This is a genomic window from Micromonospora globosa (assembly GCF_000717585.1).
GTDB lineage: Bacteria > Actinomycetota > Actinomycetes > Mycobacteriales > Micromonosporaceae > Micromonospora > Micromonospora aurantiaca.
This window is the reverse complement of sequence record NZ_JNZR01000034.1, coordinates 1-26571: the sequence shown is the minus strand read 5'-3', so window position 1 is coordinate 26571 and position 26571 is coordinate 1. Positions and strand designations below refer to the sequence as shown.

Annotated in this window: 24 protein-coding genes, 1 tRNA gene and 1 pseudogene; 9 read left to right on the top strand and 17 right to left on the bottom strand. The window is 71.5% G+C overall.

Annotated features, from left to right (window positions below):
• Positions 1 to 100: 100 nt before the first annotated feature.
• The 4 genes from IF06_RS0126010 to uvrB form a co-directional block, all read right to left on the bottom strand.
• Complete coding sequence (locus tag IF06_RS0126010; RefSeq protein WP_030274134.1) at positions 101 to 1000, bottom strand: DUF5753 domain-containing protein; 900 nt, start codon at positions 998 to 1000, stop codon at positions 101 to 103.
• 85 nt (positions 1001 to 1085) lie between these two features.
• Positions 1086 to 1454, bottom strand: a complete 369-nt coding sequence (locus tag IF06_RS0126005; RefSeq protein WP_013287498.1) for a VOC family protein — start codon at positions 1452 to 1454, stop codon at positions 1086 to 1088.
• A 25-nt stretch (positions 1455 to 1479) separates the two neighbouring features.
• Positions 1480 to 2316, bottom strand: a complete 837-nt coding sequence (locus IF06_RS0126000) for a helix-turn-helix domain-containing protein (RefSeq protein ID WP_030274133.1) — start codon at positions 2314 to 2316, stop codon at positions 1480 to 1482.
• 25 nt (positions 2317 to 2341) lie between these two features.
• Positions 2342 to 4447, bottom strand: a complete 2106-nt coding sequence (uvrB, locus tag IF06_RS0125995; protein ID WP_013287500.1) for an excinuclease ABC subunit UvrB — start codon at positions 4445 to 4447, stop codon at positions 2342 to 2344.
• Between the two features lie 296 nt (positions 4448 to 4743).
• On the opposite strand from uvrB, the gene IF06_RS0125990 reads away from it, so the two are divergent.
• Positions 4744 to 6366 carry a hypothetical protein gene (locus IF06_RS0125990; protein WP_232236772.1) on the top strand — a complete coding sequence of 541 codons (1623 nt, stop codon included), beginning with the start codon at positions 4744 to 4746 and terminating at the stop codon, positions 6364 to 6366.
• Positions 6367 to 6417: 51 nt separating this feature from the next.
• Here the strand turns inward: IF06_RS0125990 and coaE are convergent, their stop codons facing one another.
• Positions 6418 to 7596: a dephospho-CoA kinase gene (coaE, locus tag IF06_RS0125985; RefSeq protein WP_030274131.1), complete on the bottom strand. Its 1179-nt coding sequence runs from the start codon at positions 7594 to 7596 to the stop codon at positions 6418 to 6420.
• Positions 7597 to 7757: 161 nt separating this feature from the next.
• The gene (gene rpsA / locus IF06_RS0125980) at positions 7758 to 9284 is read right to left on the bottom strand and encodes a 30S ribosomal protein S1 (protein ID WP_047893869.1); all 1527 of its coding nucleotides are present in this window, start codon (positions 9282 to 9284) and stop codon (positions 7758 to 7760) included.
• Positions 9285 to 9596: 312 nt separating this feature from the next.
• On the opposite strand from rpsA, the gene IF06_RS0125975 reads away from it, so the two are divergent.
• From IF06_RS0125975 to IF06_RS0125955, 5 genes and pseudogenes are all read left to right on the top strand, one after another.
• Positions 9597 to 10400 (top strand): class I SAM-dependent methyltransferase, encoded by an 804-nt coding sequence (locus IF06_RS0125975; protein WP_030274129.1) that lies wholly within the window; start codon positions 9597 to 9599, stop codon positions 10398 to 10400.
• Positions 10401 to 10507: 107 nt separating this feature from the next.
• Positions 10508 to 11059 carry a Uma2 family endonuclease gene (locus IF06_RS0125970; protein ID WP_013475852.1) on the top strand — a complete coding sequence of 184 codons (552 nt, stop codon included), beginning with the start codon at positions 10508 to 10510 and terminating at the stop codon, positions 11057 to 11059.
• Positions 11060 to 11100: 41 nt separating this feature from the next.
• Entirely contained in the window at positions 11101 to 11319 is a 219-nt protein-coding gene (locus tag IF06_RS0125965) for a DUF2945 domain-containing protein (protein ID WP_030274128.1), read from the top strand.
• Positions 11306 to 11650, top strand: a pseudogene (locus tag IF06_RS0125960) (DUF3140 domain-containing protein); the annotation flags it as partial. The gene IF06_RS0125965 and the pseudogene IF06_RS0125960, both read left to right, overlap by 14 nt.
• A 44-nt stretch (positions 11651 to 11694) precedes the next feature.
• The gene (locus IF06_RS0125955; protein ID WP_030274126.1) at positions 11695 to 12561 is read left to right on the top strand and encodes a CPBP family intramembrane glutamic endopeptidase; all 867 of its coding nucleotides are present in this window, start codon (positions 11695 to 11697) and stop codon (positions 12559 to 12561) included.
• A gap of 76 nt (positions 12562 to 12637) precedes the next feature.
• Here the strand turns inward: IF06_RS0125955 and polA are convergent, their stop codons facing one another.
• From polA to IF06_RS0125900, 11 genes are all read right to left on the bottom strand, one after another.
• Entirely contained in the window at positions 12638 to 15337 is a 2700-nt protein-coding gene (gene polA / locus IF06_RS0125950; RefSeq protein ID WP_030274124.1) for a DNA polymerase I, read from the bottom strand.
• Between the two features lie 72 nt (positions 15338 to 15409).
• Positions 15410 to 16204 carry an amino acid ABC transporter ATP-binding protein gene (locus IF06_RS0125945; protein WP_030274122.1) on the bottom strand — a complete coding sequence of 265 codons (795 nt, stop codon included), beginning with the start codon at positions 16202 to 16204 and terminating at the stop codon, positions 15410 to 15412.
• 5 nt (positions 16205 to 16209) lie between these two features.
• A complete protein-coding gene (locus tag IF06_RS0125940; RefSeq protein WP_030274120.1) occupies positions 16210 to 17181 on the bottom strand; it encodes an amino acid ABC transporter permease in 972 nt (323 codons plus the stop codon).
• Between the two features lie 2 nt (positions 17182 to 17183).
• Positions 17184 to 18095 carry an ABC transporter substrate-binding protein gene (locus IF06_RS0125935; protein WP_030274117.1) on the bottom strand — a complete coding sequence of 304 codons (912 nt, stop codon included), beginning with the start codon at positions 18093 to 18095 and terminating at the stop codon, positions 17184 to 17186.
• 27 nt (positions 18096 to 18122) lie between these two features.
• On the bottom strand, positions 18123 to 18833 hold the full coding sequence (locus IF06_RS0125930; RefSeq protein ID WP_013287516.1) for an ABC transporter ATP-binding protein: 711 nt from the start codon (positions 18831 to 18833) through the stop codon (positions 18123 to 18125).
• Positions 18823 to 19668 (bottom strand): ABC transporter ATP-binding protein, encoded by an 846-nt coding sequence (locus tag IF06_RS0125925; RefSeq protein WP_013287517.1) that lies wholly within the window; start codon positions 19666 to 19668, stop codon positions 18823 to 18825. The genes IF06_RS0125930 and IF06_RS0125925 overlap by 11 nt, the downstream gene beginning before the upstream one ends.
• On the bottom strand, positions 19661 to 20800 hold the full coding sequence (locus IF06_RS0125920) for a branched-chain amino acid ABC transporter permease (RefSeq protein ID WP_030274114.1): 1140 nt from the start codon (positions 20798 to 20800) through the stop codon (positions 19661 to 19663). The genes IF06_RS0125925 and IF06_RS0125920 overlap by 8 nt, the downstream gene beginning before the upstream one ends.
• On the bottom strand, positions 20797 to 21747 hold the full coding sequence (locus tag IF06_RS0125915) for a branched-chain amino acid ABC transporter permease (protein ID WP_013287519.1): 951 nt from the start codon (positions 21745 to 21747) through the stop codon (positions 20797 to 20799). The genes IF06_RS0125920 and IF06_RS0125915 overlap by 4 nt, the downstream gene beginning before the upstream one ends.
• A gap of 105 nt (positions 21748 to 21852) precedes the next feature.
• Positions 21853 to 23013, bottom strand: coding sequence for a branched-chain amino acid ABC transporter substrate-binding protein (locus tag IF06_RS0125910; RefSeq protein ID WP_030274113.1), 1161 nt, complete (start codon positions 23011 to 23013; stop codon positions 21853 to 21855).
• A gap of 257 nt (positions 23014 to 23270) precedes the next feature.
• On the bottom strand, positions 23271 to 24488 hold the full coding sequence (locus IF06_RS0125905; protein ID WP_013287521.1) for a hypothetical protein: 1218 nt from the start codon (positions 24486 to 24488) through the stop codon (positions 23271 to 23273).
• Between the two features lie 37 nt (positions 24489 to 24525).
• Complete coding sequence (locus tag IF06_RS0125900; RefSeq protein ID WP_013287522.1) at positions 24526 to 25146, bottom strand: ANTAR domain-containing response regulator; 621 nt, start codon at positions 25144 to 25146, stop codon at positions 24526 to 24528.
• A gap of 94 nt (positions 25147 to 25240) precedes the next feature.
• On the opposite strand from IF06_RS0125900, the gene IF06_RS0125895 reads away from it, so the two are divergent.
• From IF06_RS0125895 to IF06_RS34455, 3 genes are all read left to right on the top strand, one after another.
• A tRNA-Leu gene (locus IF06_RS0125895) sits at positions 25241 to 25318 on the top strand.
• The gene (locus IF06_RS0125890) at positions 25291 to 26100 is read left to right on the top strand and encodes a helix-turn-helix domain-containing protein (RefSeq protein ID WP_255368276.1); all 810 of its coding nucleotides are present in this window, start codon (positions 25291 to 25293) and stop codon (positions 26098 to 26100) included. The genes IF06_RS0125895 and IF06_RS0125890 overlap by 28 nt, the downstream gene beginning before the upstream one ends.
• 276 nt (positions 26101 to 26376) lie before the next feature.
• On the top strand, positions 26377 to 26571 hold a 195-nt coding region (locus IF06_RS34455), incomplete at its 3' end, for a hypothetical protein (RefSeq protein WP_232236770.1).

Here is a 26571-nt window from a genome sequence, read left to right as displayed (position 1 = left end):
ACCCCTGCCGTAGCCTGCGCGCTGCGCGGCCACCGGTCCCGACGGGCATCGGGGGCGCCGGGCCCGGTGGTCGCGCCTCACCGGCGGCGGGCCCTGCGGCTCACTCCAGCTCGTGCGGATCGCGCGGCCGGGGCACCGGCGCCGCGCCGAGCCGCCGGGCCACCAGCTCGGCGGAGGCGTCCGCCGGCAGCGCCGCTGCCAGCAGCCGCTCGATGACCCGCTCGTAGTGGGCCACATCCGCCTCGGCGACCAGCCGTAGGTCGGTGGTGAGCGTCTCCACCAGCACCGTGCGCGGGTCCTCCGGGTCCGGGTAGGCGTAGTACGAGAACGGCGCCAGCGGGTGCGGCCCGTCGCCGCTCGACGCCGCGGACCGCAGCACCCGGACGGTGACGCGTGGCCGTTCGGCGAGCGCGAGCAGATGCCGCATCTGGTCGCGCCACACGTCCGCGGGCAGGCCGTCCGGGTCGCAGACACGCTCGTCCAACAGTGCGGTGTAGTGCGGCGGGTCCGGCCGGATCAGCAGTTCCTGGCGTGCCACCCGGGCGCGCACGTCGGCCTCCACGTCCACCTCCCCGCCGAGTGCCGCACCGGCCGACACGCGCAGGCGGGCGTACGCCGGGGTCTGGAGCAGGCCGGGCACGAGCACGCACTGGTACTCCACGATGCGCTCCGCGCCCGCCTCCAGCTCGGCGTACGCCCGCTGGCGCTCCCCCATCTCGCCGAGCGCCTTCGACCAGCCCCGGCCGGTGGCGGCGTCGCGGGCGATGACGATCAGCTCGTCGCGCTGCGGTGACGGCACCTCGTAGACGTCGAGCAGGTCGAGCACGTCGGCCAGGTCGGGCCGGCTCTGCCCCAGCTCGATGCGGGACAGCTTCGACGTGGACGCCCAGCCCAGCCGGGCGCAGACCTGTTCGAGCGTGAGCGACTCGCGACGACGCAGCCGGCGCAGCTCCACGCCGAGCCTCGCCCTCCGGACCACAGGACTTGCTGACAACGGCATGCACGCCTCCCGGGAGGGAGCGTACGCATCACCGTCACGCTCGGCAATACCTCGCCCACACAGCGCAACCGTGCGGGCTGAGCGCTCAGGGGCGGTAGGTGCCGAACGACCACACCAGCCCGGCCAGGTCGCGGGCGGCGTAGTCACGGGAGCCGTAGTCGGTGTCGAACGGCGCCCGGACGATCTCCGCCCCGGCCGCCCGGGCCCGCTCGTGGTGCGCGTCCACGTCGTCGAGCGCCACGTAGACGCGGTAGTCGTCGTCGGCGGGCCGGGACCGCGGCGCCGGGCCTGGGCCGAGCATCACCAGGTCGTCGCCGTACGCCAGCTCGGCGTGGCCGATCGTGCCGTCGGGGAGTTCGTGGGCCTCGCGCACCGTGAAGCCGAACGCGGAACAGAGGAAGTCGGCGGCGGCTCGCACGTCGGGATACCGCAGGACCGGATAGATGCTTCGCATGAACGTCAGTCTGCCGCCGGGGCGGTCAGGCCGGATTGGACGAATGCGATCCGGGTGCGGTCAGCGCGGCCGGAGTGGCGCCGGCGAACTCGCGGAACTCCCGGATCAGGTGCGACTGGTCGTAGTAGCCCCACCGGGCGGCCCGCTCCGCCCACCCGGAGTCGTCCGGCACGGCGGCGTCCGCGGTGAGCAGCGTCCGGCCCAGGCTCGCGTACGCCCGCTCGAAGCGCAGCAGGCGGGCGACGGTCTTCGGCGGCAGGCCGAACTCCCGCCGGAACCGGACCGACAGGTGGCGGCGGGACCAGCCCAGTTCCCCGGCGAGCGTGGTCACGCCGACCGCTCCCCCGCTGCCGTCCAGACGCCGCCAGGCCGCCAGCAGGTGCGGGTCCAGCGGCGCGGTCGCCGCCAGCCGTGCGGCCAGGGCGGCGTCGAGCCGGGCGAAGCGCTCCGGCCAGCCCGGCTCGCCGGCCAGCTCGTCGCGCAGCCGGGCCAGCCAGCCCGCCACCGCGTCGAGAGGCACCGCCCGGTTGGTCAGCTCGGCCAGGGGCAGCCCGAGCAGGCGGCGTGCCGCCGGGGCGGTGAGCAGCACCTGCACCCCGGTGCCGGTTCCGGCCGTCCGGGTGGCGCACCAGCCGTCGAACGGGCCGGCCAGGAAGGCGTTGGCGGCATACGCGCCCTCACCGGGGGCACGCGGGTCGGTCACGTCGAGGGGGTCGCCCCAGCCGAGGATCAGCACCACGAACGCGCCCGCCACCTCCCGGCGTACGAGCGGGACGGGCGCGTCCTCGCGGTAGCCGAGGTAGCGGTCCACCCACTGGCGCAGCCGCGGGTCGGGCCGCCCGATGACGGCCTCGGTCAGCATCGCGCCGCCTCGGCCGTCACGCCGGTCACCGGACCCCTGCGGCGTCCATCCCGCGCAGCTCCTTCTTGAGGTCGGCCACCTCGTCGCGGATCCGCGCGGCCAGCTCGAACTGCAGCTCGCGCGCGGCGGCGAGCATCTGGTCGTTGAGCTCCTGGATGAGGTTGGCCAGGTCGGCCCGGGCCATCCCCTCCCGCGACGGGGTGGCCGCCGCGCCCCGGCGGCTGCGGGTCTCCTTGACCGGCGCCTTGCCCCGCGACAACTGCCGCACCGCCCCGCCGACGTTGCTGTTCTCGGTGTCCTCCGCCTCGCGGTAGATGTCGTCGAGGATGTCGTGGATCTTCTTGCGCAGCGGCTCCGGCTTGATGCCGTTCGCCTCGTTGTGCGCGATCTGCTTGGCCCGGCGCCGGTTGGTCTCGTCGATCGCGTCCGCCATCGACGGCGTGATCTTGTCGGCGTACATGTGGACCTGGCCGGAGACGTTACGGGCCGCGCGACCGATGGTCTGGATCAGCGACCGGCCGCTGCGCAGGAAGCCCTCCTTGTCGGCGTCGAGGATCGCCACGAGCGAGACCTCGGGCAGGTCGAGACCCTCCCGGAGCAGGTTGATGCCGACCAGCACGTCGTAGTCGCCCTTGCGCAGCTCGCGCAGCAGCTCGACACGGCGCAGGGTGTCGACCTCGGAGTGCAGGTAGCGCACCCGGATGCCGTTCTCCAGCAGGTAGTCGGAGAGGTCCTCGGCCATCTTCTTGGTGAGCGTGGTGACGAGCACCCGCTCGTCCCGCTCGGTACGCAGCTTGATCTCGTGCATGAGGTCGTCGATCTGCCCCTTGGTCGGCTTGACCACCACCTCGGGGTCGATCAGGCCGGTGGGCCGGATCACCTGCTCGACGAACTCGCCCTGCGCCTGCTCCAGCTCCCACGGGCCGGGGGTGGCGGAAAGGAAGACCATCTGGCCCACCCGCTCCAGGAACTCGTCGAAGCGCAGCGGCCGGTTGTCGGCGGCGCTGGGGAGCCGGAAGCCGTGGTCGATGAGCATCCGCTTGCGGGAGGCGTCACCCTCGTACATGCCGCCGATCTGCGGGATGGTCACGTGCGACTCGTCGACCACCGTGAGGAAGTCGTCGGGGAAGTAGTCGAGCAGGCAGTGCGGCGGGCTGCCCGGCAGCCGGCCGTCGATGTGCATGGAGTAGTTCTCGATGCCGGAGCAGAAGCCCACCTGGCGCATCATCTCGATGTCGTAGGTGGTGCGCATGCGCAGCCGCTGGGCCTCCAGCAGCTTGCCCTGCCGTTCCAGCTCGGCCAGCCGCTCGCCCAGCTCGGCCTCGATGTCGCGGATCGCCCGTTCCATCCGCTCGGGACCGGCGGCGTAGTGCGTGGCCGGGAAGATCATCAGGCTGTCGACCTCACGGACCACGTCACCGGTCAGCGGGTTGAGGTAGTAGAGCTTCTCGATCTCGTCACCGAACAGCTCGATCCGGACCGCCAGCTCCTCGTACGCCGGGATGATCTCCAGCGTGTCGCCGCGGACCCGGAAGGTGCCGCGCTGGAAGGCCATGTCGTTGCGCGCGTATTGAATGTCGACCAGCCGGCGCAGCAGCTGGTCACGGTCCAGCTCCTGCCCGACCTTGACCCGCACGGCCCGGTCGAGGTATTCCTCCGGCGTGCCCAGGCCGTAGATCGCCGAGACGGTGGCGACCACGATGACGTCCCGCCGGGTGAGCAGCGACATCGTGGCCGAGTGCCGCAGCCGCTCCACCTCCTCGTTGATCGAGGAGTCCTTCTCGATGTAGGTGTCGGTCTGCGGGATGTAGGCCTCGGGCTGGTAGTAGTCGTAGTAGGAGACGAAGTATTCGACCGCGTTGTGCGGCATCAGCTCGCCGAACTCCTTCGCGAGCTGGGCGGCGAGGGTCTTGTTGGGGGCGAGCACCAGGGTCGGCCGCTGGAGCCGCTCGACCAGCCACGCCGTGGTGGCGCTCTTGCCCGTGCCGGTCGCGCCGAGCAGCACCGTGTTGCGGTCGCCGCGCCGCACGCGACGCTCAAGCTCGTCGATGGCAGCCGGCTGGTCACCGGCCGGCTGGAACTCACTGACGACCTGGAAGCGGCCGTCGAGCCGGGGAATGTCGAGCGCCATGACACCAACCGTACGCCCGCGGTCCGACACTTCCGGCCACGACCACCGACCGTCCCTGATCGGCTTCGATATTCCCATTGTGTGGCTCATCTCACCGGTCTACCCTCGTACCGTAGGCCGCTCGCGGCGGCCGACCGGGCCGGTGATCGCCCCTCGCGGGCCGGTCGCCCCCGGCGCCAGGGCCGCAGCACCCGGGACGACCGGCGTGCGCGCCGACGGTGGTCGCGCGCAGCGCTGACCGGCCGCCGCGAGCGCCCCTGCTCGTCACCGAAACCCCGCTCTCGCGTTCTCCACTCGTGGGGACCTCTCCCGACCGCCGGCCGCGACGCGAGCCCGACACCGGCACGCCCCCGCCCGCCGACGAGCCGGGCCGCCAGCGCGGCGTGAGCCGCCCGCACCGGCTCTCCGCACGTGGCGACGGCGACCAGGCCGTACCCCGGGAACCGGGTCGCGGCCACCGCCGCGGCCGCACCGGCGCACCGACCCGGCCCGCCACCGTGGCCGGCCGGCGCCGCCGCGCCGACCCGCTCGCCGGCCGCCGTCCCACACTCACCACCCGGCCGGGCGGCGACCCGGAACTGGACGGCGCCGACGACCCGCCGGACGGGCCGGACCGGCGCCGGATCGCGCTCGCCGCGCTCGTGGCAGCCGCCGCGCTCTCCGCCGCGACGCTCGTCGCCGGGCTGCTGACCTGGGTACCCGGCGGCGACGACACCGGGACGGCGCGCCCGCTCAACGCCGCCGAGGCCGACCGGGTGGCCGCGCTGCGGGTCACCAACCTGCGCGACGTACGCGCCGGCGTCCGGGTCACGGTCGGCGCCGGCGGCGCCCGTACCGAACTGGTCGGCTGGGTCGACTGGGCCCGCCCCCTGGTCTATCTGGACGTCGGCGGCCCGGGCGCGGGCGACGACAGGGGCCTGGTCCAGGCCACCGCGTCCGCGCTGCTGGTGCGGCCCGACCCCGGCGCGCTGCCCACCCCGGCCCGGCCCCCGCTGGTGCCGCCGGCGGACCGGTGGCGGATGCGGTCCCCGGCCGGCGGGCACGGCCTCGGCGCGGTACGCGACCTGCTGATCGGGCTCGGCGCCGACCGGGTCGACAGGCCCGCCGCCGACGGCCGGTGGCTACGCGCCGACCGGGTCGGCGGCATCCCGGTGGACGTGCTCCAGGCATCCCTCGCACCGCCTGGTGACCCGCGGCCGACGCTGTGGGTGGACGCCGACGCCCGGCTGCACCGGCTCACCGGCCGGCTGGCCGACGGCACACCCGTCACCGTCGACCTGACCCGCGCCGACCGGCCCACACTGCATCCGGTGGACGCCCTCGGCGGCCGGCCCGGGCAGCCCCGGGCGCTCACCGATGACGAAGTCGCCCGGCTGGCCGCGCTGCCCGCCCGGCTCCGGGCACTGCGCGGCGCGGCGGTGACGGTGGCCGCTCCGCTCGCCCCGTCGGCGAACCTGCGGGCCACCGGCACGGTGGACTGGACGAGCCCGTCGGCGTACCTCGCGGTGACCGAGGAGGGCAGCGGCAGGCGTACCCTCCGGTGGGTCCGGCCGGGACGGGTGGCCGAGGTACAGCGGTCCCCCGACGGGCCCGCCACTCCCCCGGCACCGGTGCCGGCCGCGCTGCTCGCGGCCCCCGCGCGCCCGCCCGGCGACGACCTGGACCGGCTGCTCGACGCGGCGCTGCGGGCGGCCCGGCGCGCGCCCGCCGGTGACACCGTCCGGGTCCGGGAGGACCGGCTGGGCGACCGGACGGTCGACGTGTTCGAGGTGCCGGGCGGCAGACGCCTGTGGCTGGACCGGGGCGGTGTGCCGCACCGGATGGAGCTGCGGACCGGGCCGGGCGTGTGGATCCGGCTGGACCTCACGCCGGGTCGTACGGCGGGCAGCGGCGGATCGTCGGCCTCGACGTCGCGCTGAACCGGCGCGGCCTCCGCGGTCCGCCGAACCGGCGCCGCCGGGACGGCCCGGTCAGGGCCGCCAGCCGGTCTGCGCGGCCCACTCCTCGGCGCGCAGGTGCTCCTCGTCGAACCAGGGATCGGTCACCGTGCCCCAGGCGGCGTGCTCCGGCGCGGCGGCCGCCAGCTCCCGCTTCACCTGGAGGTAGTCGGCCCGCCGCGCCGGGTCGGCGCGCAGGTGGTCGCGCATCAGCAGCGCGTACCGCCAGCCGGGCGAACCGGCCTCCCGCAGGTGCAGGCGCACCGGACGCGCCGGGTCCGCGCCGCCGTGCAGCCGCTTGGCCCAGCGCACCGGCTCCGGCTGTCGCGGGGCGTCCCACCACTCGCCCGGCAGCCGCGGGAAACCCGCCTCGGCCAGCCGCTGCGCGAGCGGCCCGTCCGCCTCGTTCAGCGAGGACACAGTCACCTGGATGTCGATCACGTCCGGCGCGGCGAGTCCCGGCACGGCGGTGGAGCCGACGTGGTCGACCCGGATCTCACCGCCGGCCGCGTGGCGGATCCGGGCGGCCAGCCGGGCGTACTGCTCGGGCCAGGTCGGGTCCGGTCCGGCGAGCGCCGCCGGGTCGGGCGGGACGGCGCGGCGTTCGCGGACGTTGCGCTCGTAGGGCGACAGGCGGTCCCGCCAGAGGGCGTCCACGGCGGCGTGCAGGTCGGTGAGCGTGCCGTCGTTGGTCAGGAGCACGTCGGCGATCGCACGGCGGGTGGCGTCGTCGGCCTGCGCGGCGATGCGCCGCTCGGCCTCCGCCGGGGCCATGCCCCGGTCGCGGGTCAGCCGGGCCATCCGGGTCGGCACGGCCGTCTGCACCACGACCACCAGGTGGTACGTCGGCGCGAGTCCCACCTCGGCCAGCAGCGGTACGTCGTTCACCACGATCGCGTCGGCGGGGGCGGCGGCGGCCAGCTCGGCGCTGCGCGCGCGTACCCGGGGGTGGGTGATCCCTTCGAGCGTGCGGCGGGCCGCCTCGTCGCCGAAGACCAGCGCGCCGAGGGCGGCCCGGTCCAGCGCCCCGTCGGCGTCCAGGACCTTCTCGGAGAAGGCGGCGACGACCTCGGCCAGCCCGTCGGTGCCGGGCGCGACGATCTCGCGGGCGATGCGGTCCGAGTCGACGATCACCGCGCCCAGCGTGGCGAGCCGGCTCGCCACCGCGCTCTTGCCCGATCCGATTCCGCCGGTCAGCCCCACCTTCAGCACCCGGACAGTCAACCGGATCTGCCGTCCGCATGCCAAACCCTCCCGGCGTACGACGCGGGCCCCGCCCCCGGCGCTCCGCTGGTGCGGAACGCGGGGACGGGGCCCGTCGTCAGAGGCAGTCGCCGGCTCGTCCGGTGGGACGAACAGGCGTCAGCGTCCGGTCACTTGCCGCCGGCGAGCTTCTCCCGCAGCGCGGCGAGCGCCTCGTCGGTCGCGAGCGTGCCGGCCGGCTCCTCGGCCTGACGGCTCGGGGCCGAGGTCGAGGTGGTGGTGCCGGTGGTGGCCGGAGCCGGGTTGGCGGCGGCCTCGGCGTCGGCGGCGCGGGAGGTCTGCACCTGCTTGGTGTGGGCCTCCCAGCGCTGACGCGCCTCGGCGTACTGCTGCTCCCAGGTCTCGCGCTGCTTGTCGTAGCCCTCGAGCCACTCGCCCGTCTCCGGGTCGAAGCCCTCCGGGTAGATGTAGTTGCCCTGGTCGTCGTACGTCGCGGCCATGCCGTAGAGGGTCGGGTCGAAGTGCTCCTCGCCCTCGACGAAGCCCTCGTTGGCCTGCTTGAGCGACAGCGAGATCCGGCGGCGCTCCAGGTCGATGTCGATGACCTTGACCATGACCTCGGAGCCGACCTGCACGACCTGCTCCGGGATCTCCACGTGGCGCTCGGCCAGCTCGGAGATGTGGACCAGGCCCTCGATGCCGTCGTCCACGCGGACGAACGCACCGAACGGCACCAGCTTGGTGACCTTACCCGGCACGATCTGCTGGATCGCGTGGGTGCGGGCGAACTGACGCCACGGGTCCTCCTGCGTCGCCTTCAGCGACAGCGAGACCCGCTCGCGGTCCAGGTCGACGTCCAGGACCTCGACCTCGACCTCCTGGCCCACCTCGACGACCTCGGACGGGTGGTCGATGTGCTTCCAGGACAGCTCGGAGACGTGCACGAGGCCATCCACGCCGCCCAGGTCGACGAACGCGCCGAAGTTGACGATCGAGGAGACGACGCCCTTGCGGACCTGCCCCTTCTGGAGCTTGTTGAGGAACTCGGTGCGCACCTCGGACTGCGTCTGCTCCAGCCAGGCACGGCGGGACAGGACCACGTTGTTGCGGTTCTTGTCCAGCTCGATGATCTTGGCTTCGAGCTCGCGGCCGACGTACGGCTGCAGGTCACGCACACGCCGCATCTCGACGAGCGACGCGGGCAGGAAGCCACGCAGGCCGATGTCGAGGATGAGACCACCCTTGACGACCTCGATGACCGAACCGCGGACGACGCCGTCCTCGTCCTTGATCTTCTCGATCGTGCCCCAGGCCCGCTCGTACTGCGCCCGCTTCTTGGAGAGGATCAGCCGACCCTCCTTGTCCTCCTTCTGGAGGACGAGGGCCTCGATGTGGTCACCCACCGAAACGACCTCGGCCGGGTCCACGTCGTGCTTGATCGACAACTCCCGAGAGGGGATGACACCCTCGGTCTTGTAGCCGATGTCGAGCAGGACCTCGTCCCGATCGACCTTGACGACGGTGCCTTCGACAATGTCGCCGTCGTTGAAGTACTTGATGGTCTCGTCGATCGCGGCGAGGAAAGCTTCCTCAGAGCCGAGGTCGTCGTGGGTGACCTTGTTGGCGCTCGAGGTGGCCTCGATGCTGCTCGTCATGTGGGCGGTTGCTCCGGTCGGATGGGTTGTCACAGCGGGCATGGGTGTCGCGGTGACTCTGCCGCGCCAACGGATCCGTCGCCGGGCACACCGAACGATCGACGCGAGAAGATCATTAGTGGCTCCGGTGACCGCGCACCTGCTCCCTGCCGAGGCACACGATCCGCGAGCGCATCGTCTAGCCTACCCGCTGCATTACCACAGCGTGCAAGCCCTCCCGGGTCCGCGCGAACTCATCCGCTGCGAAAGCGGAGATTTTGCGCGGTAAGGTGCCACAGCTGTCTCGTCCGTCACATCCGCCCCAGCCACCACCCCACCGCACCGGGTCCGGGCCGCCGGACCTAGCGTGAACCCGTGGACGACGACAGGGTGACCCGCCGACGGGTCGACGCCGGGGAGATCCGCCGCGCGAACCGCGGATGGTGGGACACCGACGCCGACGCGTACCAGGCCGAGCACGGCGCGTTCCTCGGCGACGCCGACTTCGTCTGGTGCCCGGAGGGCCTGCGCGAGGCCGACGCCCGGCTGCTCGGCGAGGTCGCCGGGCGGCGGATCCTCGAACTCGGCGCCGGGGCGGCCGCCGCCGCCCGCTGGCTCGCCGCCCAGGGCGCCCGGCCGGTCGCGCTGGACCTGTCCGCCGGCATGTTGCGGCACGCCGCCGAGGCCGCCGGGCGCACCGGGGTACGCGTGCCGCTGGTGCAGGCCGACGCGCTCGCCCTGCCGTTCGCCGACGCCGCGTTCGACACCGTCTGCACCGCGTTCGGCGCGATCCCGTTCGTGGACGACTCGGCGGCGGCGATGCGCGAGGTGGCCCGGGTGCTGCGCCCCGGCGGCCGGTGGGTCTTCTCGGTCACCCACCCCATGCGCTGGATCTTCCTGGACGACCCGGGCGAGGGCGGGCTGACCGCCGTGCACTCGTACTTCGACCGCTCCCCCTACGTCGAGCAGGACGAGCACGGGGTGGCCACGTACGTCGAGCAGCACCGCACCCTCGGCGACCGGATCCGGGAGCTGGTCGGCGCCGGGTTCCGCCTGCTGGACCTGGTGGAGCCGGAGTGGCCGGCCGGGCACGAGGGGATCTGGGGGCAGTGGAGCCCGTTGCGCGGGCGGCTGTTCCCCGGCACGGCGATCTTCGTCGCGGAGAAGCCGGCGGACTGAGCGCGTCGCACGTCCGGTGCGACACGGGCTCCGGCACCCGGCGGTACGCTCGCCGCATGAGCGCCGAGCCCATCCCGACATCACCTGGCCCCTGGTGTCCGGACCCGATGCGGCAGCAGCGTGCGGACTACACGCTGGAGGATCTGCTCACCCTGCCGGACGACGCCCCCCGCGTCGAACTCGTCGACGGAGTCTTCCAGGTGACACCCTCCCCCACCCTGGGCCACCAGACAATCTCCAGCCTGCTGTGGCTCTGGCTTCGATCGCACGCACCGGTTCACCTGCGGGCGTCCCAAGCCGTCGGGGTCGGGCTCAGCCCCAACACCAGCCGCCAACCGGACGTCCTGCTCCACCACGCCGGGCTGCCGAGCGACAGGTCCCTCCTGCGACCGGCGGACGTCGTCCTGGCCGTCGAGATCGTCTCCCCCGGCACCCGGCGGGTCGACCGGTTCGCCAAGCCGGGCGAGTACGCCGCCGCGGGGATCCCGTTCTACTGGCGGATCGAGCAGGATCCGGTGCACCTCTACGCGTACCGGCTCGGTGACCGGATCGGCCCCGGCGGCGAGCGGCAGTACGAGCTGGTGGACGACAGCAGCGAGGTGATCGAGCTGTCCGAGCCCTTCGCGATCAAGCTGCCGATCGCGGAGATCCGGCCCTGAGCACGCCGTTACTCGGTACCCGCCGCGGGTAACCGGGCGGCATGGCCGAGAACGAGTTCCGCACCGGCGACCACGTCTCCTGGGCCAGCCACAGCGGCCGGGCGTACGGCGTCGTCAAGGAGAAGCTGACCGAGCGCACCCACGTACGCGGGCACACGGTGAACGCCTCGCCCGAGCAACCGCAGTACCGGATCACCAACGACGACTCGGGCCGCGACGTGGCCCACCGCCCGGAGGTGCTTCGCCATGAGTCGCGCTGAGGACCCGCAGCAGACGTACCGGGAGTTCACCGACGCGGTGAACATGAAGCCGGGCGAGCTGTCCCGCTGGCTGGAGAGCGAGGAGTCCAAGCACGTCGGCTGGCACAAGAAGGGCACCCAGGGCGGCGAGTCGGTCGGCCACGACTCCGGCCGGCGCATCGTCGACCTGCTGCGCCGCAAGCGCGCCGACCTCACCGCCGCCGACTACAAGCACATGCGCAAGGTGATCGGGTACGTCCACCGCCACCTGGCGCAGCGGCCCGCAGGCGACGTCCGGGACACCAGGTGGCGCTGGTCGCTGATGAACTGGGGTCACGACCCGCTCAAGGGCTGAGCCGCCCGGTCCGTTAGCCGCGCGTTGGTACCGTGCCGGCGATGACGACAGACGTCCCGACCGCCGGCCGTCATCCCCGTGCCGGGCGGGTGGTCCTCGTGGCGGGCCTCGGGCTCGTCGCCGTCGCGGCGCTCCTCCTGGTGGTGACCGGGAACACCGGCATCCGGTACAGCGCCGACCACGACGGCACCGTACCGATGTGGAGCCGGTGGATACCGGCGCTGGCCGGGATCGCGCTGATCCGGCTGATCCCGCCCGCACCCGACCCGAGGTGGCCGGACCCGGTCGCGCCCTACCGCGAGGCGGTGCCGCTGCTGCTGGCCGGGATCGCGTTCGCCGCCGTCATGCCGCTGCTGGGCGGCGAACCCGCGTACACCGTGTTGAAGCTGGCGCTGCTGCTCGGCGTGCCCACCGTGGTGTTCCTGGTCGCGCGCCGGTGGCCGCCGCGGTGGCGGCCGGGCCCGGCCCCGGCGGACGCCGCCCACCGGTGGGGTCCGGCGCTGCCGGTGGCGGTGTGGCTGGTGCTCAGTTACGCGACGCCGCTGGCCGTGCCGGCGAGCGACTGGGGGCGGACCGTCACGCCGGTCGAGCTGGCCGTCACGCTGCTGGTGGCCTTCGCGGTGAACGCGCTGCTGGAGGAGGTCTTCTACCGGCGGTGGCTGCAGACCCGGTGGGAGTCGCTGCTGGGACGCTGGCCGGCGATCGTGCTCGCGTCGCTGGTGTGGGCGGCCTGGCACGTGGCCATCCAGGGCAGCGGCCGGCCCGCCGTCGACCTGGCGTCGGTGATCGTGAACCAGGGGGTTGCCGGGCTGTTCCTCGGCTACCTGTGGTCGCGGTACCGCCGGATGTGGCCGCTGCTCGTGGTGCACGGCGCGGTCAACGCGATGCCCGTCCTGCTCGGCCTCTGAACTCCTTGATCAACGCCGGGGCGGGTGAGTGGGCGGGCGGGCGGCGGTGGCCGGCGCGGGTGGGGCGGCGGTGGCGTCAGTGGTCGGCGCTGTTCCAGTCGCGGCCGTCGCCCACCGAGACCTCCAGCGGCACCGACAGCGGGTACGCCTCGCCCATCTGCTTGCGCACCAGCGCCTCCAGCGTCTCCCGCTCGCCCGGGGCGACCTCGAAGACCAGCTCGTCGTGCACCTGCAGCAGCATCCGCGACCGCAGCCCGGCGTCGCGCAGCGCGCTGTCGACGTGCAGCATCGCGACCTTGATGATGTCGGCCGCCGAACCCTGGATCGGGGCGTTGAGCGCCATCCGCTCGGCCATCTCGCGGCGCTGCCGATTGTCGCTGACCAGGTCGGGCAGGTAGCGGCGGCGGCCCAGGATGGTGGAGGTGTAGCCGTCCTGGCGGGCGCGGGCCACCACCTCCTGGAGGTAGTCGCGGACCCCGCCGAACCCGGCGAAGTAGTTCTCCATCAGCCCGCGCGCCTCCTCGGCGCTGATGCCGAGCTGCTGGGACAGGCCGAACGCGCTGAGCCCGTACGCCAGGCCGTAGTTCATGGCCTTGATCTTGCGGCGCTGGTCGGCGGTCACGTCGCCGACCTCGACAGTGAAGACCGAGGACGCGGTGGCGGCGTGGAAGTCGTGCCCGGAGTTGAACGCCTCGATCAGCGCGTCGTCCGAGGACAGATGCGCCATGATCCGCATCTCGATCTGGCTGTAGTCGGCGGTGAGCAGGCACTCGTAGCCCTCGCCGACCACGAACGCGCGCCGGATCCGCCGCCCCTCCTCGGTGCGGATCGGGATGTTCTGCAGGTTCGGCTCGGTGGAGGACAGCCGCCCGGTCGCCGCCACGGTCTGGTTGAACGTGGTGTGGATGCGGCCGTCGTCGGAGACGGACTTGAGCAGCCCGTCGACAGTCGACTTGAGCTTCGCGACGTCACGGTGCCGCAGCAGGTGGTGCAGAAGCGGGTGCTCGGTCTGCGCGAACAGCCACTGGAGTGCGTCGGCGTCGGTGGTGTAGCCGGTCTTGATCCGCTTGGTCTTGGGCAGGCCCAGCTCGGTGAAGAGGATCTCCTGCAACTGCTTCGGCGACCCGAGGTTGAACTCCCGGCCGACCACCTCGTACGCGCCCTGGGCGGCGGCCTTCACCTCGGCGGCGAAGTGCGCCTCCAGCTCGGAGAGGTAGTCGGTGTCGGCGGCGATGCCGGTGCGCTCCATGGTGGCGAGCACCCGCATCAGCGGCAGCTCCACGCCGGCCATCAGCCGGGCCGACTGCTCGCCGTCGCGGGACAGCTCGGCGTCGATCGCGTCGGCCAGGTCGAGCGTGGCGCGGGCCTGGAGCATGAGGTTCTGCTCGGCCACGCCCTCGTCGCCGAGCCCGTCGAGAGTGAGCTGACCGGTCTCCGGCGCGTCGACGCGCAGCTCCCGGTGCAGGTAGCGCAGCGCCAGGTCGGTCAGGTCGTAGGAGCGCTGGTCGGGGCGGGCCAGGTAGGCGGCGATCTGCGTGTCGCGGGCGATGCCGTGCAGCTCCCAGCCGTGCGCGGCGAACGCCAGCACCGCCGGCTTGCTGTCGTGCAGCACCTTCGGGCGCTCCGCGTCGGCCAGCCAACCGGCCAGCGCGGCCTCGTCGTCGGCGTCCAGCCGGCTCGGGTCGAACCAGGCGCCCGCGCCGGCGGCGGTGGCCAGCGCCATCGCGGTGACCGTGGCGGTGTGCCGGCGGTTGGGGCCGGTGTCGAGCGTGACCGCCAGGCCGACCGGTGCGCCCGCCGGGGCGTGCGTGCCGAGCCAGCCCGCGAGCGCGCCCGGCTCGGTGAGCACCTCGCCTGCGAGATCGAAGCCCGCCTCGGCCTCCGGCTCGACCGCTTCCAGGTATTGGTAGAGCCGGTCACGCAGGATGCGGAACTGGAGCGTGTCGAAGACCTGGTGCACCGCTTCGCGGTCCCAGCCCTGCCAGCGGGCGTCCTCGGGGCGGACCGGCAGATCCAGGTCGGAGACCAGGCAGTTGATCTCGTAGTTGCGGATCACGTCGGCCAGCCGCTCGCGCAGGCTGTCGCCGGCCTTGCCCTTGATCTCGTCGGCGCGGGCCACCACGCCCTCGACGCCGCCGTACAGGTTGATCCACTTGGCGGCGGTCTTCGGGCCGACGCCGGGCACGCCCGGCAGGTTGTCGCTGGTCTCGCCGACCAGCGCGGCCAGGTCGCGGTAGCGGTCCGGGGTGACGCCGTACTTCGCCTCGACCGCGGCCGGGTCCATCCGGGCCAGGTCGGAGACGCCCTTGCGCGGGTAGAGCACCGTCACCCGCTCGCCGACGAGCTGGAACGCGTCCCGGTCGCCGGTGGTGATCAGCACGTCCATGCCCTGGTCGCGGGCCTGGCAGGCGAGCGTGGCGATGACGTCGTCGGCCTCGTAGCCCTCCTTCTCGACCACCGGCACGCGCAGCGCGGCGAGGACCTCCTTGACCAGGCTGACCTGGCCCTTGAAGTCGGTCGGGGTCTCGCTGCGGCCGGCCTTGTACTCCGCGTACCTGTCGGTGCGGAAGGAGCGGCGGGAGACGTCGAACGCCACGACGATGTGCGTCGGCTGCTCGTCGCGCAGCACGTTGATCAGCATCGAGGTGAAGCCGTAGACGGCGTTGGTCGGCTGCCCCGTGGTGGTGGAGAAGTTCTCCACAGGCAGGGCGAAGAACGCCCGGTATGCCAGGGAGTGTCCGTCGACGAGGAGCAGGCGCGGCGTCGTAGCTGTCACGGCTGCGACTCTAGTCCGTACGCCCGACAACTCCGGCCTCCGGTGCGGCGCGCGCCGCACCGGAGGCCGAGGTCAGAGAACCTTGGCCAGGAACGCCTTGGTCCGCTCGTGCTTCGGCGCCGAGATCACCTCGCGCGGGTCGCCCTGCTCGACCACGACGCCGCCGTCCATGAACACGAGGTGGTCGCCCACCTCGCGGGCGAAGCCGATCTCGTGGGTCACCACGATCATCGTCATGCCGTCGCGGGCCAGGTCCTTCATCGTGTCCAGCACCTCGCCCACCAGCTCCGGGTCGAGCGCGCTGGTCGGCTCGTCGAACAGCATCAGCTTCGGCCGCATGGCCAGCGCCCGGGCGATCGCCACCCGCTGCTGCTGGCCGCCGGAGAGCTGACCGGGGTACGCGCCGAGCTTGTCGCCCAGGCCCACCCGGTCCAGCAACTGCGCGGCGTGCTCGCGGGCCTGCGCCTTCTTGGCCTGGCGCAGCAGCACCGGCGCCTCCATGACGTTCTGGAGCACCGTCATGTGCGGGAACAGGTTGAACCGCTGGAACACCATGCCGATGGCACGGCGCTGCGCGGCGACGTCCTTGTCCCGCATCTCGTACAGCTTGCCGCCGCGCTCCCGGTAGCCGATCAGGTCGCCGTCCACCCAGATCCGGCCGGCGTCGATCTTCTCCAGGTGGTTGATGCAGCGCAGGAACGTCGACTTGCCGGAGCCGGAGGGCCCGAGCAGGCAGCACACCTCGCCGGAGCGGACCTCCAGGTCGATGCCCTTGAGCACCTCCAGCGGCCCGAACGACTTGTGCACCTGCTCGGCCCGCACCATCAGCCCGGGCTCGGCGGTCGGCGTCTGCGGGGAAGCGGTCATATCCGTCATTGCGCCGTCCCACTCGTGGTGCTGCCGCTCTCCGCGGCGAGCCCTCGTAGCCGCTGCCGAGCCCGCCCGCTGCGTCCGAACCCCTTGGAGTAGTGCCGCTCCAGGTAGTACTGCCCCACCAACAGGACGCTGGTCAGCAGCAGGTACCACAGGGTTGCGGCGACGTACATCGGGAAGGGCTGGAAGGTCCGGGAACCGACGGCCTTGAGCTGGAAGAACAGCTCCATCGACACCGGCACGAAGGCCACCAGGGAGGTGTCCTTGAGCATCGCGATGGTCTCGTTGCCGGTCGGCGGGATGATCACCCGCATCGCCTGTGGCAACACGATCCGCCGCAGGATCTGCGCCCGGCTCATGCCCAGCGCCTGAGCCGCCTCGGTCTGCCCCTCGTCAACCGACTGGATGCCGGCCCGGACGATCTCGGCCATGTACGCGGCCTCGGACAGGCCCAGCGCCAGCATGCCGGCGACGAAGCCGGTGAGGATGTCCACCGCGCTGAACCCGAACAGCCGGGCCTCGAAGTCGTGCAGCCCGAACAGGGCGCCGATCTGCCGGTCGAACGGCAGGCCGAACTCCAGCCGCGACCAGAGGATGCCGAGGTTGCCGAAGAGGATCGCCAGCACCAGCCGGGGCACCGCCCGGAAGAACCAGGTGTACACCCAGGCCACGCCACGCAGCACCGGGTTGGGCGACAGCCGCATGATCGCGATGACGATGCCCAGGCCGATGCCGATCACCATCGACGTGATCAGCAGCAGGATGGTGCCGCGCAGCCCTTCGATGATCGGCGGGCGGAACATCTCGTCCACCATGAACGACCACTGGAACGCGGAGTTCGTGACCAGCATGTGCACGAACATCGCGACCAGCACGGCGATGACCGCCACGCCGACCCAGCGCCCGGGGTGCCGCACGGGCACGGCCTTGATCGGTTCTGGCCGTGCCCGTCCGGATGTGTCGACCGACATGGTCAGACCGACGGGTTCAGTTCAGCGTTGGTGATGGCGCCACCCTCGACACCCCACTTGGCGAGCGCGGCCTTGTAGCTGCCGTCGGCGATGACCGCCTGCACGGCCTCCTTGAGCACCTCGGCGAACGCCTGCTGGTCCTTGTTCACCGCGTAGCCGTACGGCGCCGACTCGTAGATGTCGCCGAGCACCTCCAGCTGGCCGTTGCTCTGCTTCACCGCGTACGCGCCGACCGGGGAGTCGGCCAGCATGGCGTCGTTCTTGCCGCTGCCCACGGCGGCGGTGGCGTCGCTCTGCGCCTGGTACTGGTCGATCTTGATGGCCGGCTTGCCGGCGTCGGTGCACTTCTTCGACCGGGCGGTGATGTCGTCGAGCTGGACCGTACCGACCTGCACGGCGATCTTCTTGCCGCAGGCGTTCTCCGGGTCGACCCCGGCCGGGTTGCCCTTCTTGGTCGCCCACTGGGTGCCCGCCGAGTAGTAGCTCACCATGTTGACGGTCTTGAGACGGTCGGGGTTGATGGTGAACGACGAGACGCCGACCTCGTACTTGCCCGAACCCACGCCGGGCAGGATCGCGTCGAACGGCGCCGACTCGTACTCGGCCTTGAGACCCAGCTTCTGCGCCACCGCGTTGAACAGCTCCACGTCGAAGCCGACCACGGTCTTGCCGTCGGCGTCGAGGAACTCGGCCGGGGCGTAGGTCGAGTCGGTGCCGACCTTGATCACGCCGTCGGCCTTGATGGCGTCCGGCACCTTCGCGGCCAGGGTGGAGTCGGCCGTGGCGGACACCGACGGGCCGGAGCCCGGCTCGGCCGAGTTCTCCTTCTCGCCGCACGCGGCGAGGGAGAGCAGCAGGACGGCCGCACCGGCGACGCCGAGCGCCGCCCGCCGTCCGGGGTTGGGGTGGAACATGGCTGTACTCCTTTTGCGAGGGGTCGGTCAGGCCACGCCGAGGTAGGCCTCTTTGACCGAGGGGTCGTGCAGCAGGTCCGCGCCGGAACCGCTCTTGACGATCCGGCCGGTCTCCAGCACGTACGCCCGGTGGGCCCGCGCCAGCGCCTGCTGGGCGTTCTGCTCCACCAGCAGGATTGTGGTGCCCTGCTGGTTGATCTCCGTGATGATCGTGAAGATCTGCTGGATCAGCATCGGCGCGAGACCCATCGACGGCTCGTCGAGCAGCAGCAGCTTCGGCCGGCTCATCAGCGCCCGGCCGACCGCGAGCATCTGCTGCTCACCGCCGGAGAGCGTGCCGCCGGGCTGCTTGCGCCGCTCGGCCAGCCGCGGGAACAGCTCCAGCACCCGGGCCAGGTCCTGCGCGATGCCGGCCTTGTCGCGCCGGGTGTACGCGCCCATGTCCAGGTTCTCCAGCACCGACATGCCGGGGAAGATGCCCCGGCCCTCGGGCGCCTGGCACAGCCCGCGCCGCACCCGCAGGTCGGCCCGGAGCTTGGTGATGTCCTCACCGGCGAACTTGATCCGGCCGGAGGCGACCGGCCGGATGCCGGAGATCGCCCGCATGGTGGTGGACTTGCCGGCGCCGTTCGCGCCGATCAGCGCGACGATCTCCCCTTCGTCCACGGTCAGGCTGATGCCGTGCAGCGCCTGGATCCGCCCGTAGAGCAGGCTCACGTCCTCGATCTCAAGCAGCATCGTCCGGCACCCCCAGGTACGCCGCGACCACCTTCGGGTTGTCCCGCACCTCGGCGGGCAGCCCTTCGGCGATCTTCTTTCCGAACTCCAGGACCACGATCCGGTCGGTCACGCCCATCACCAGGCGCATGTCGTGCTCGATCAGCAGCACCGTCACGCCCTGGTCCCGGATCTGCCGGATGAGCTGGAGCAGCTCTTCCTTCTCCGCCGGGTTGAAGCCGGCGGCCGGCTCGTCCAGGCAGAGCAGCTTCGGGTCGGTGGCCAGCGCGCGGGCGATCTCCAGCCGGCGCTGCTCGCCGTAGGACAGGTTGCGGGCGAACTCGTGCATCCGGTTGCGGATGCCGACGAACTCCAGCAGGCGCTCGGCCTTCTCCCGGCCCTCGCGCTCCTCCTTCCAGTGCCGCGGCAGGCGCAGCAGGGCGGAGATCACGCTGGTCTTGTGGTGCGCGTCCGCGCCGACCTGGACGTTCTCCAGCGCGGTCATCTCCGGGAAGAGACGGATGTTCTGGAACGTACGGGCCATGCCCATGCGGGTGATCTGGTGGCGCTTCTTGCCACTGATCTTCTGGCCCAGGAACCGGATCTGCCCCTCGGTGGGCTGGTAGATGCCGGTCATCGCGTTGAAGCAGGTGGTCTTGCCGGCGCCGTTCGGGCCGATGAGACCGAGGATCTCACCCTTGTAGAGGGTGAAGTCCACGTCGTTGAGGGCCACCACACCGCCGAAGCGCAGCGTGACGTGGTCGACCTCCAGCAACGGCTCCCGCTCGTTGACCGTCTCGACGGCGGGGGCCGCCGCCTGGGCCGGAACGGCCGGGGTCTGCTCGGTGTCACTCACCGACGATCACCTCCTTGCGGCGGTCCTTGAACTCCGCCGCTCGTCGCCGGTTCGGGATCAGGCCCTGCGGCCGGAAGATCATCATCACCACGAGCACCAGGCCGAAGAAGAGGAACCGGTACTCGTACAGCTCGATGCCGAACAGCTCGATGCCACGGAACCGCTCGATCATGTACGCCACCAGGCCACCGCCGACGATCGCACCGACGATGTTGCCCGAGCCGCCGAAGATGACAGCGGCCAGGATGATGATCGAGTTGAGCAACTCGAAGTTCTGCGAGTTGACGAAGTTCTGCTTACCGGCGAACAACGCGCCGGCCAGGCCGGCGATGGCCGCGCCGGAGGCGAACGCCCACAGCTTGAACTTGAACGTCGGCACACCCATCAGCTGGGCCGCGTCCTCGTCCTCGCGGATCGAGATCCAGGCCCGGCCGACCCGGCTGTGGGTCAGGTTCCGCACCCCGATCACCACCAGGATGATCAGCGTGAGCACCAGCCAGTAGTACGGGCGGGCGTCGAGCACGCCGAACCACGGCCGGCCGTCGGCGTACTGGCCGGGCGGGTGCGGGATCTCGCTGAAGCCCCGCTGTCCCCTCAGGAACTCGGAACTGACCGCTGCGATCCGGATCATCTCGGCGAAGCCGAGCGTCACCAGCGCCAGGTAGTCACCGCGCAGGCGCAGCGTCGGCGTACCCAGCATGACGCCCGAGACCATGGTCAGGCCGATCGCGATCGGCACCACCAGCAGCCACGGCCACAGCGTCTTGAGGTTGCTGCTCGGCGAGGTCAGCACCGCGACCGTGTACGCGCCGACGGCGAAGAAGCCGAAGTAGCCGAGGTCGAGCAGGCCGGCGAAGCCGACCACGATGTTGAGCCCGACCGCCAGCAGCACGTAGATCGAGACCGTGAACAGCACCTGGGTGAAGTTCGCCCCGGGCGTCGGGATCGGCCCGAGGTACTGGTAGAACTCCTTGTTCGGCAGCGCGTAGAAGAACACGATGACCGCGGCCAGCAGCACCCAGCGCACCCAGCGCGGTGCGTGATGCCAGCGCTCCGAGATCGCGTGCCGACCCTGCCGCAGCTTGTCCGCCGCCGTCTCCCGCCGCTCCGGCGGGTCGATGGTGGTCGTCATGCGCGTGCCCTCCCCAGTGATTCGCCCAGCAGACCGGTCGGCCGGAACATCAGCAGCACGACCAGCACCGCGAACGCGGCGAAGTCCTTCCACTGACTACCGAACAGGCCCGAGGCGTAGTTCTCCACGACGCCGAGCAGCAAGCCGCCGACCAACGCGCCGCGCAGGTTGCCGATACCACCGAGCACCGCCGCGGTGAACGCCTTGAGGCCCAGCAGGAAGCCGACGCTGTAGGTCAGCGTCTGGATCCGCACGTCGTAGAGCAGGCCCGCGACACCGGCCATGGTGCCACCGGCGATGAAGACCATCAGGATGATGCGGTCCTTGTTGACGCCCATCAGGGCCGCCGTGTTGGCGTCCTGGGCGACCGCGCGGATGCCACGGCCGGTACGGCTGCGGTTGATGAACTGGTCCAGCGCGAACATCATCACCAGCGCGGACCCGATCGTGAGCAGCTGCACCGCGTCGATCGGCACGCCGGCGATGTGGAACAGCGGCTCCGAGCTGACCAGCCGGGGCGCGCCCTCCGGCAGACGCCGGGTGTAGACGCCGAACGCCTCGGAGATGGCGATCGAGGCGCCGATCGCGGTGATGAGGAACGCCAGCGGCGGCGCGTTGCGCTTCCGCAGCGGCCGGTACGCCACCCGTTCGATCACAGTCGCCGTGCCCGCCGAGGCGATGGCCGCCACGATCATCGCCACCAGCAGGTAGAACAGGATCGAGCCGATGCCGCTGACCTGCGAGTTCTGGTCGAGTCCGAAGCCGTTCCAGGTCCAGATCGCGGCGAAGGCGCCGGCGATGAAGACCTCGGAGTGGGCGAAGTTGATAAGCCTGAGCACGCCGTAGACAAGCGTGTAGCCGAGCGCGACCAGGGCGTAGATGGCGCCCTGCGTCAAGCCGGTCGTGGTGAGTTCCCCGAAGTTGGAGAACAATCCGTCGAAGTCCAAGGGAGGGACGCTCCGTCGCTCAAGAGAAAAAGAGGGTGCGGCCGGGAGCCAGCTCCCGGCCGCACCCGCGATCACAACTCAATCGCCAGCCCAGCGATCGACCGATCAGGACTTGGGGATCTCCTGGTCCGGGACGACCTTGCCGCCCTGCACCTTGAACGCCCAGACCTTGACCTGCGCCGGGTCGAGCTCGCCGCCCTCGACGAACTTGTAGGTGGACGCCACGCCCTCGCCGTTGTAGCCCTTGACGAACTCCAGCAGGTCGGCACGGGTGGTCTTACCGGCCTTGATGCCGGCCAGCAGGATGTTCGCCGCGTCGAACGCGGTGTCGCTGTAGGTGCCCGGGTCGGTGCCGTTGAGCGCCTTGAAGTCGGCGGCGAAGGTGCCGCGCGCCTCGGTGGACGGCTGGCAGGGGCAGGTGAGGATGGTGCCCTCGGCAGCCGCCTGGCCGGCGGAGGTGATGTAGGCGCCGTCGTTCACGCCGTCACCGGCGACCAGCGGAGCGGTGACGCCGGCAGCGGTGAGCTGCTTACGGATCAGGCCGGCCTCCTGGTAGTAGCCGCCGTAGAAGACCGCCTTCACGTTGGCGGCCTTGACCTTGGTGACCACACCGGAGAACTCGACCTGCTTGCCCTCGCCCTGGACCTTGTCGCTGCCCACGACCGCGGGGCCGAGCACCTTCTTGACCTCGTCGGCCAGGCCGGCACCGTAGGCGGACTGGTCGTCGATGACGTAGACCCGGTCGGCCTTGAGCACGTTCTTCATGTAGACGCCGGCGGCGGGGCCCTGGCTCAGGTCGTTGCCGACCGCACGGAAGAACGTCTTCCAGCCCTTGGTGGCCAGGGTCGGGTTGGTCGCGGAGGGGGTGATGGTGACCAGACCGGCCTCGTTGAACAGCGGGCCGGCGGCCTCGGACTCACCCGAGTAGGCCGGACCCACGACACCCAGGATCTTGGTGTCGTCGATCGCCTTCTGGGCCAGACCCGGCGCCTGGTCCGGGCTGCCCTGCGAGTCGAGCTCGGCGAGCTCGACCTTGCAGTCCGGGTTCTCCTTGTTGTACTTGTCGACGGCCAGCTTGACGCCGTTCTTCTCGTTGATGCCCAGCGCGGCCGAGCTACCGGTCAGCGCGCCGAAGAAAGCGATCTTGCTCCCGCAGGCGCTGCCCCCGGAACCCTCATCGTCGCTGCCGCTGGAACAAGCGGTGCCACCGGCGACGAGCGCCAGCATGGCGACCCCGCCGATCACGCGTGCGAGCTTCTGCCTCAAGGCCCGAACCCTCCTCCGTCCATGATCCGAACCACCCGCCGCTGATTGGCCCTTGCGGGGTGGACGAACCAAGACCGTCGTCGCCGGTCTGGGCCGGGACGTTATCCCACCGCGAGCGGTGGCGTAAGACCTGGAAAGCGGGGTTGACCGAACCGTTACACGCCGTGGCGGATTCAAGCCCATCGGCGTAAGAAGCGAAGGCGGGCAAAGGCTTTCACCGACTATTCCTCGGTAACGGGCCAGGCCCTCCCCACCCGCTACCGATCGACGGCGGACAACGCCCCCCACCAGGCACGGGATGTTTTTCCGTCGTCGGCGACCACGAGCAGCCCGTCGTCGCGGACGGCCACCGTCAGCGCCGCGTCGCCCCCGTCCGGCACCGGCACCGGCGTGATCACCGGAAGCCACGACGCACCGCCGTCACGCGACATCCAGAGCCGTCGCTGACCCCCGTCCCCGGTCACCGCGACGAGCCGCCCACCGGACGCCGCGAGCGCGTCCACCGACGACACCCCGGGGCCCGCCGAGCCGAACCCGCCGACCCGCCGCCACCCCTGCGCCGCACCCGCCGAACCGGCGGACGGCGAGCCGCAGTCGTCGCACCCGCGCCACACGGCGAAGCGGTCACCCACCGGGCCGACCGCCACCGGCCCGCCGTCGGCCGGCACCACCCGCTCCGCCGCCCCGGAGGTACCCGCCGGCATCGGCAGAGCCACCCGCCGCCACACCCGGCCGTCGGCCGAGAACCACGAAAGCGGCGTCCGGGACGTACCGCCGGGCGGCAGCAACGACCCCACCACCAGCCAGCCCGGCCCCACAGCCGCCACGTCGTACGCCGCCGTCCGGCCCCGGCCGTCGCCGGCCAGCTCCGCGACCCCCTCGCGCAGGACGAACCCCTCCGCGTCCGGCGACGACCACACCGCCGCACCGTCCGCGCGCGCCCCGGCGACCAGCCAGCCGGCCGGACCCGCCGCCAGCCGCGACGCGCTCACCGCGCGCGGGCCGCCGAACAACTCGAACGCCGCCGGAATCTCCCGCAACGGCCCACCCGGACGCCACACCCACGTTCCGGTACGCGGATTGCCGTGCACGCCACCGGTCTTCGCGCCCAGCGCCGCCATCCCGTCGTCGCGGCACGCCACCGCGTAGAGCACGTGCTGGCGGCCGTAGAACGTCTGCGCGCGCACCGGAATCGGCGACCAGGTCACGCCGTCCGATGAGGACCACGCAGCCGGGCGGGTCTCCCCCGCCGGATCGACCAGCCCGCCCACCACGTACCACCGGCCGGCGCACCGCGCGACGTCGCGCAGCACCGGACGTCCGGTGGCGCCGGCGGGAAGGGCCAGATCGACGGACTGCCACTGCGGTCGTACGGGGGCGGGCTCGGGCAGCGGTCGCGGAGTCGCGTGGCAGGCCACCAGGAGCAGCGCGGCGACGACGGCGACGAGGACCGGCCGGGCGCGCGCGGAAGGCATGGATCCGATCCTATCGATCGGACGCCTCCGCGGGAGGTCAGGACGCGGGCTGCTCCACCTCGCCGCCGGCGGTCTCCGCGAGGATCCGCTCGGCGACCTCCTTCATGGTCATCCGGTGGTCCATCGCGGTGCGCTGGATCCACTTGAACGCCTGCGGCTCGGTCATCCCGTACGTGGTCATCAGCGCACCCTTGGCGCGCTCGACGGTCTTGCGGATCTCCAGCCGGTCGGTGAGACCGGCGACCTCCGACTCCAGCGCGGCGATCTCGGAGTAGCGGGACAGCGCGATCTCCACCGCCGGCACCAGGTCGCTCTTCTGGAACGGCTTGACCAGGTACGCCATCGCGCCGGCCGCCCGCGCCCGCTCCACCAGGTCACGCTGGCTGAACGCGGTCAGGATGATCACCGGGGCGATGCGCGCGCCGGCGATCCGCTCGGCGGCGGCCAGCCCGTCCATGATCGGCATCTTGATGTCGAGGATGACCAGATCCGGCTTGAGCTCCTCGGCGAGCTTGACGGCGGTCTCGCCGTCACCGGCCTCGCCGACCACCTCGTAGCCCTCTTCGACAAGCATCTCGGCCAGGTCCAGCCGGATGAGCGCCTCGTCCTCGGCGATCAGAACGCGCTTGCGCTCGGCGTCCGCCTGCATCTCGCCCACGAGCCACTCCCACCGGTTCGAGCCCGACACCCGCCCTGCCGGGTGTCGCCGCCCTCAGCCTAGCGGGTAGGCTGTCGAGGCCGAATCACGGAGCGCCCTCGTAGCCCAACTGGCAGCAGGCAATGGATTCAAACTCCATACAGTGTGGGTTCGAATCCCACCGAGGGCACCAGAAATGTCATACAGGCGTTCGACCATAGGGCTGTGCATCCACCCGAACTGCGCGCCCGGGCGCGGCGTCTCTACCTCGACGGCGCCACCGTCGCCGAGGTGGCGCGGACCGTGGGGCTCTCCTATCCGACGGTCCGCCACTGGTGCAAGGATCGGCCGGTGCCGAAGCAGCAGGGCACCGCACTGCGATGCTTCCGCTGTCGTGACGACATGCACGCTCCGGCAGACCCGGCGGCCTACGCCTATCTCCTCGGCCTCTACCTCGGCGACGGGCACCTCGTCACCAAGGCCCGGGTGCCGGTACTCCGGATCGCCTGCAGCGACTGCTGGCCGGGCCTGATCGAAGCGTGCGACGACGCCATGCGAGCGGTGCTGGCCGAAAAGGTGCAGCGGGTCTCCAAACCGGGCTGCGTCAATGTGCAGAGCTACGGCAAGCACTGGCCGTGCCTACTACCGCAGCACGGGCCCGGCAAGAAGCACGAGCGGCCGATCGTCCTGACCGACTGGCAGCGACCCATCGTCGAGGCCCATCCGGGCGACTTCCTGCGCGGCCTGTTCCACTCCGACGGCTGCCGTTTCGCCAATCAGGTGGTCGTGCGCGGCAAGCGCTACGTCTATCCGCGCTACATGTTCGCCAACGAGTCCGCCGACATCATGGGCCTCTGTCAGCAGGCGCTCGACCGGCTCGGCATCGCCTGGCGGATGAACCGCCGCAACTCCCTGTCGGTGGCGCGCCGGGAGGCAGTGGCCGCCCTCGACCGGCACGTCGGCCCGAAGGCGTGACTTGACCTCAGAACGCCAGCAGCGGCGAGTCCCTTCGAGGACTACCGTTTCGCTGTCGACACCTACGATCAGGCTATAACGCTACGGGTGAGACCGCCAAGCCTAAGCTCGACCCAGGCTCCCTCACCAACAGCAACCGAGACTTCGCCGGTACGCGAAATATCGCTTCCTAATCCGCCACTCAGCCGACCCATTCACCTTAAAGGCACCGGTATCGGTGCAACTAGGCAGTAGCAGGCGGGAGAGCTATCGCAGAAATCGAGACACCGTCCGCAGATGCGAAGCACCACAAAGCCATTTTTCGCCGCGGATGCCCCGCATCTGCGAACTACTCAGCGCTACGTGAGCCTGACGTGGACATTCAGTCCGCAACTAGTACTCCAGCCGGGGATGTTGACCTTGGCTGAGCTGGGGCTTGGTGTGGTGTGTGAACGGGTGCAGCCACCGTCGATCATGGGCGGTTGTGTGGAC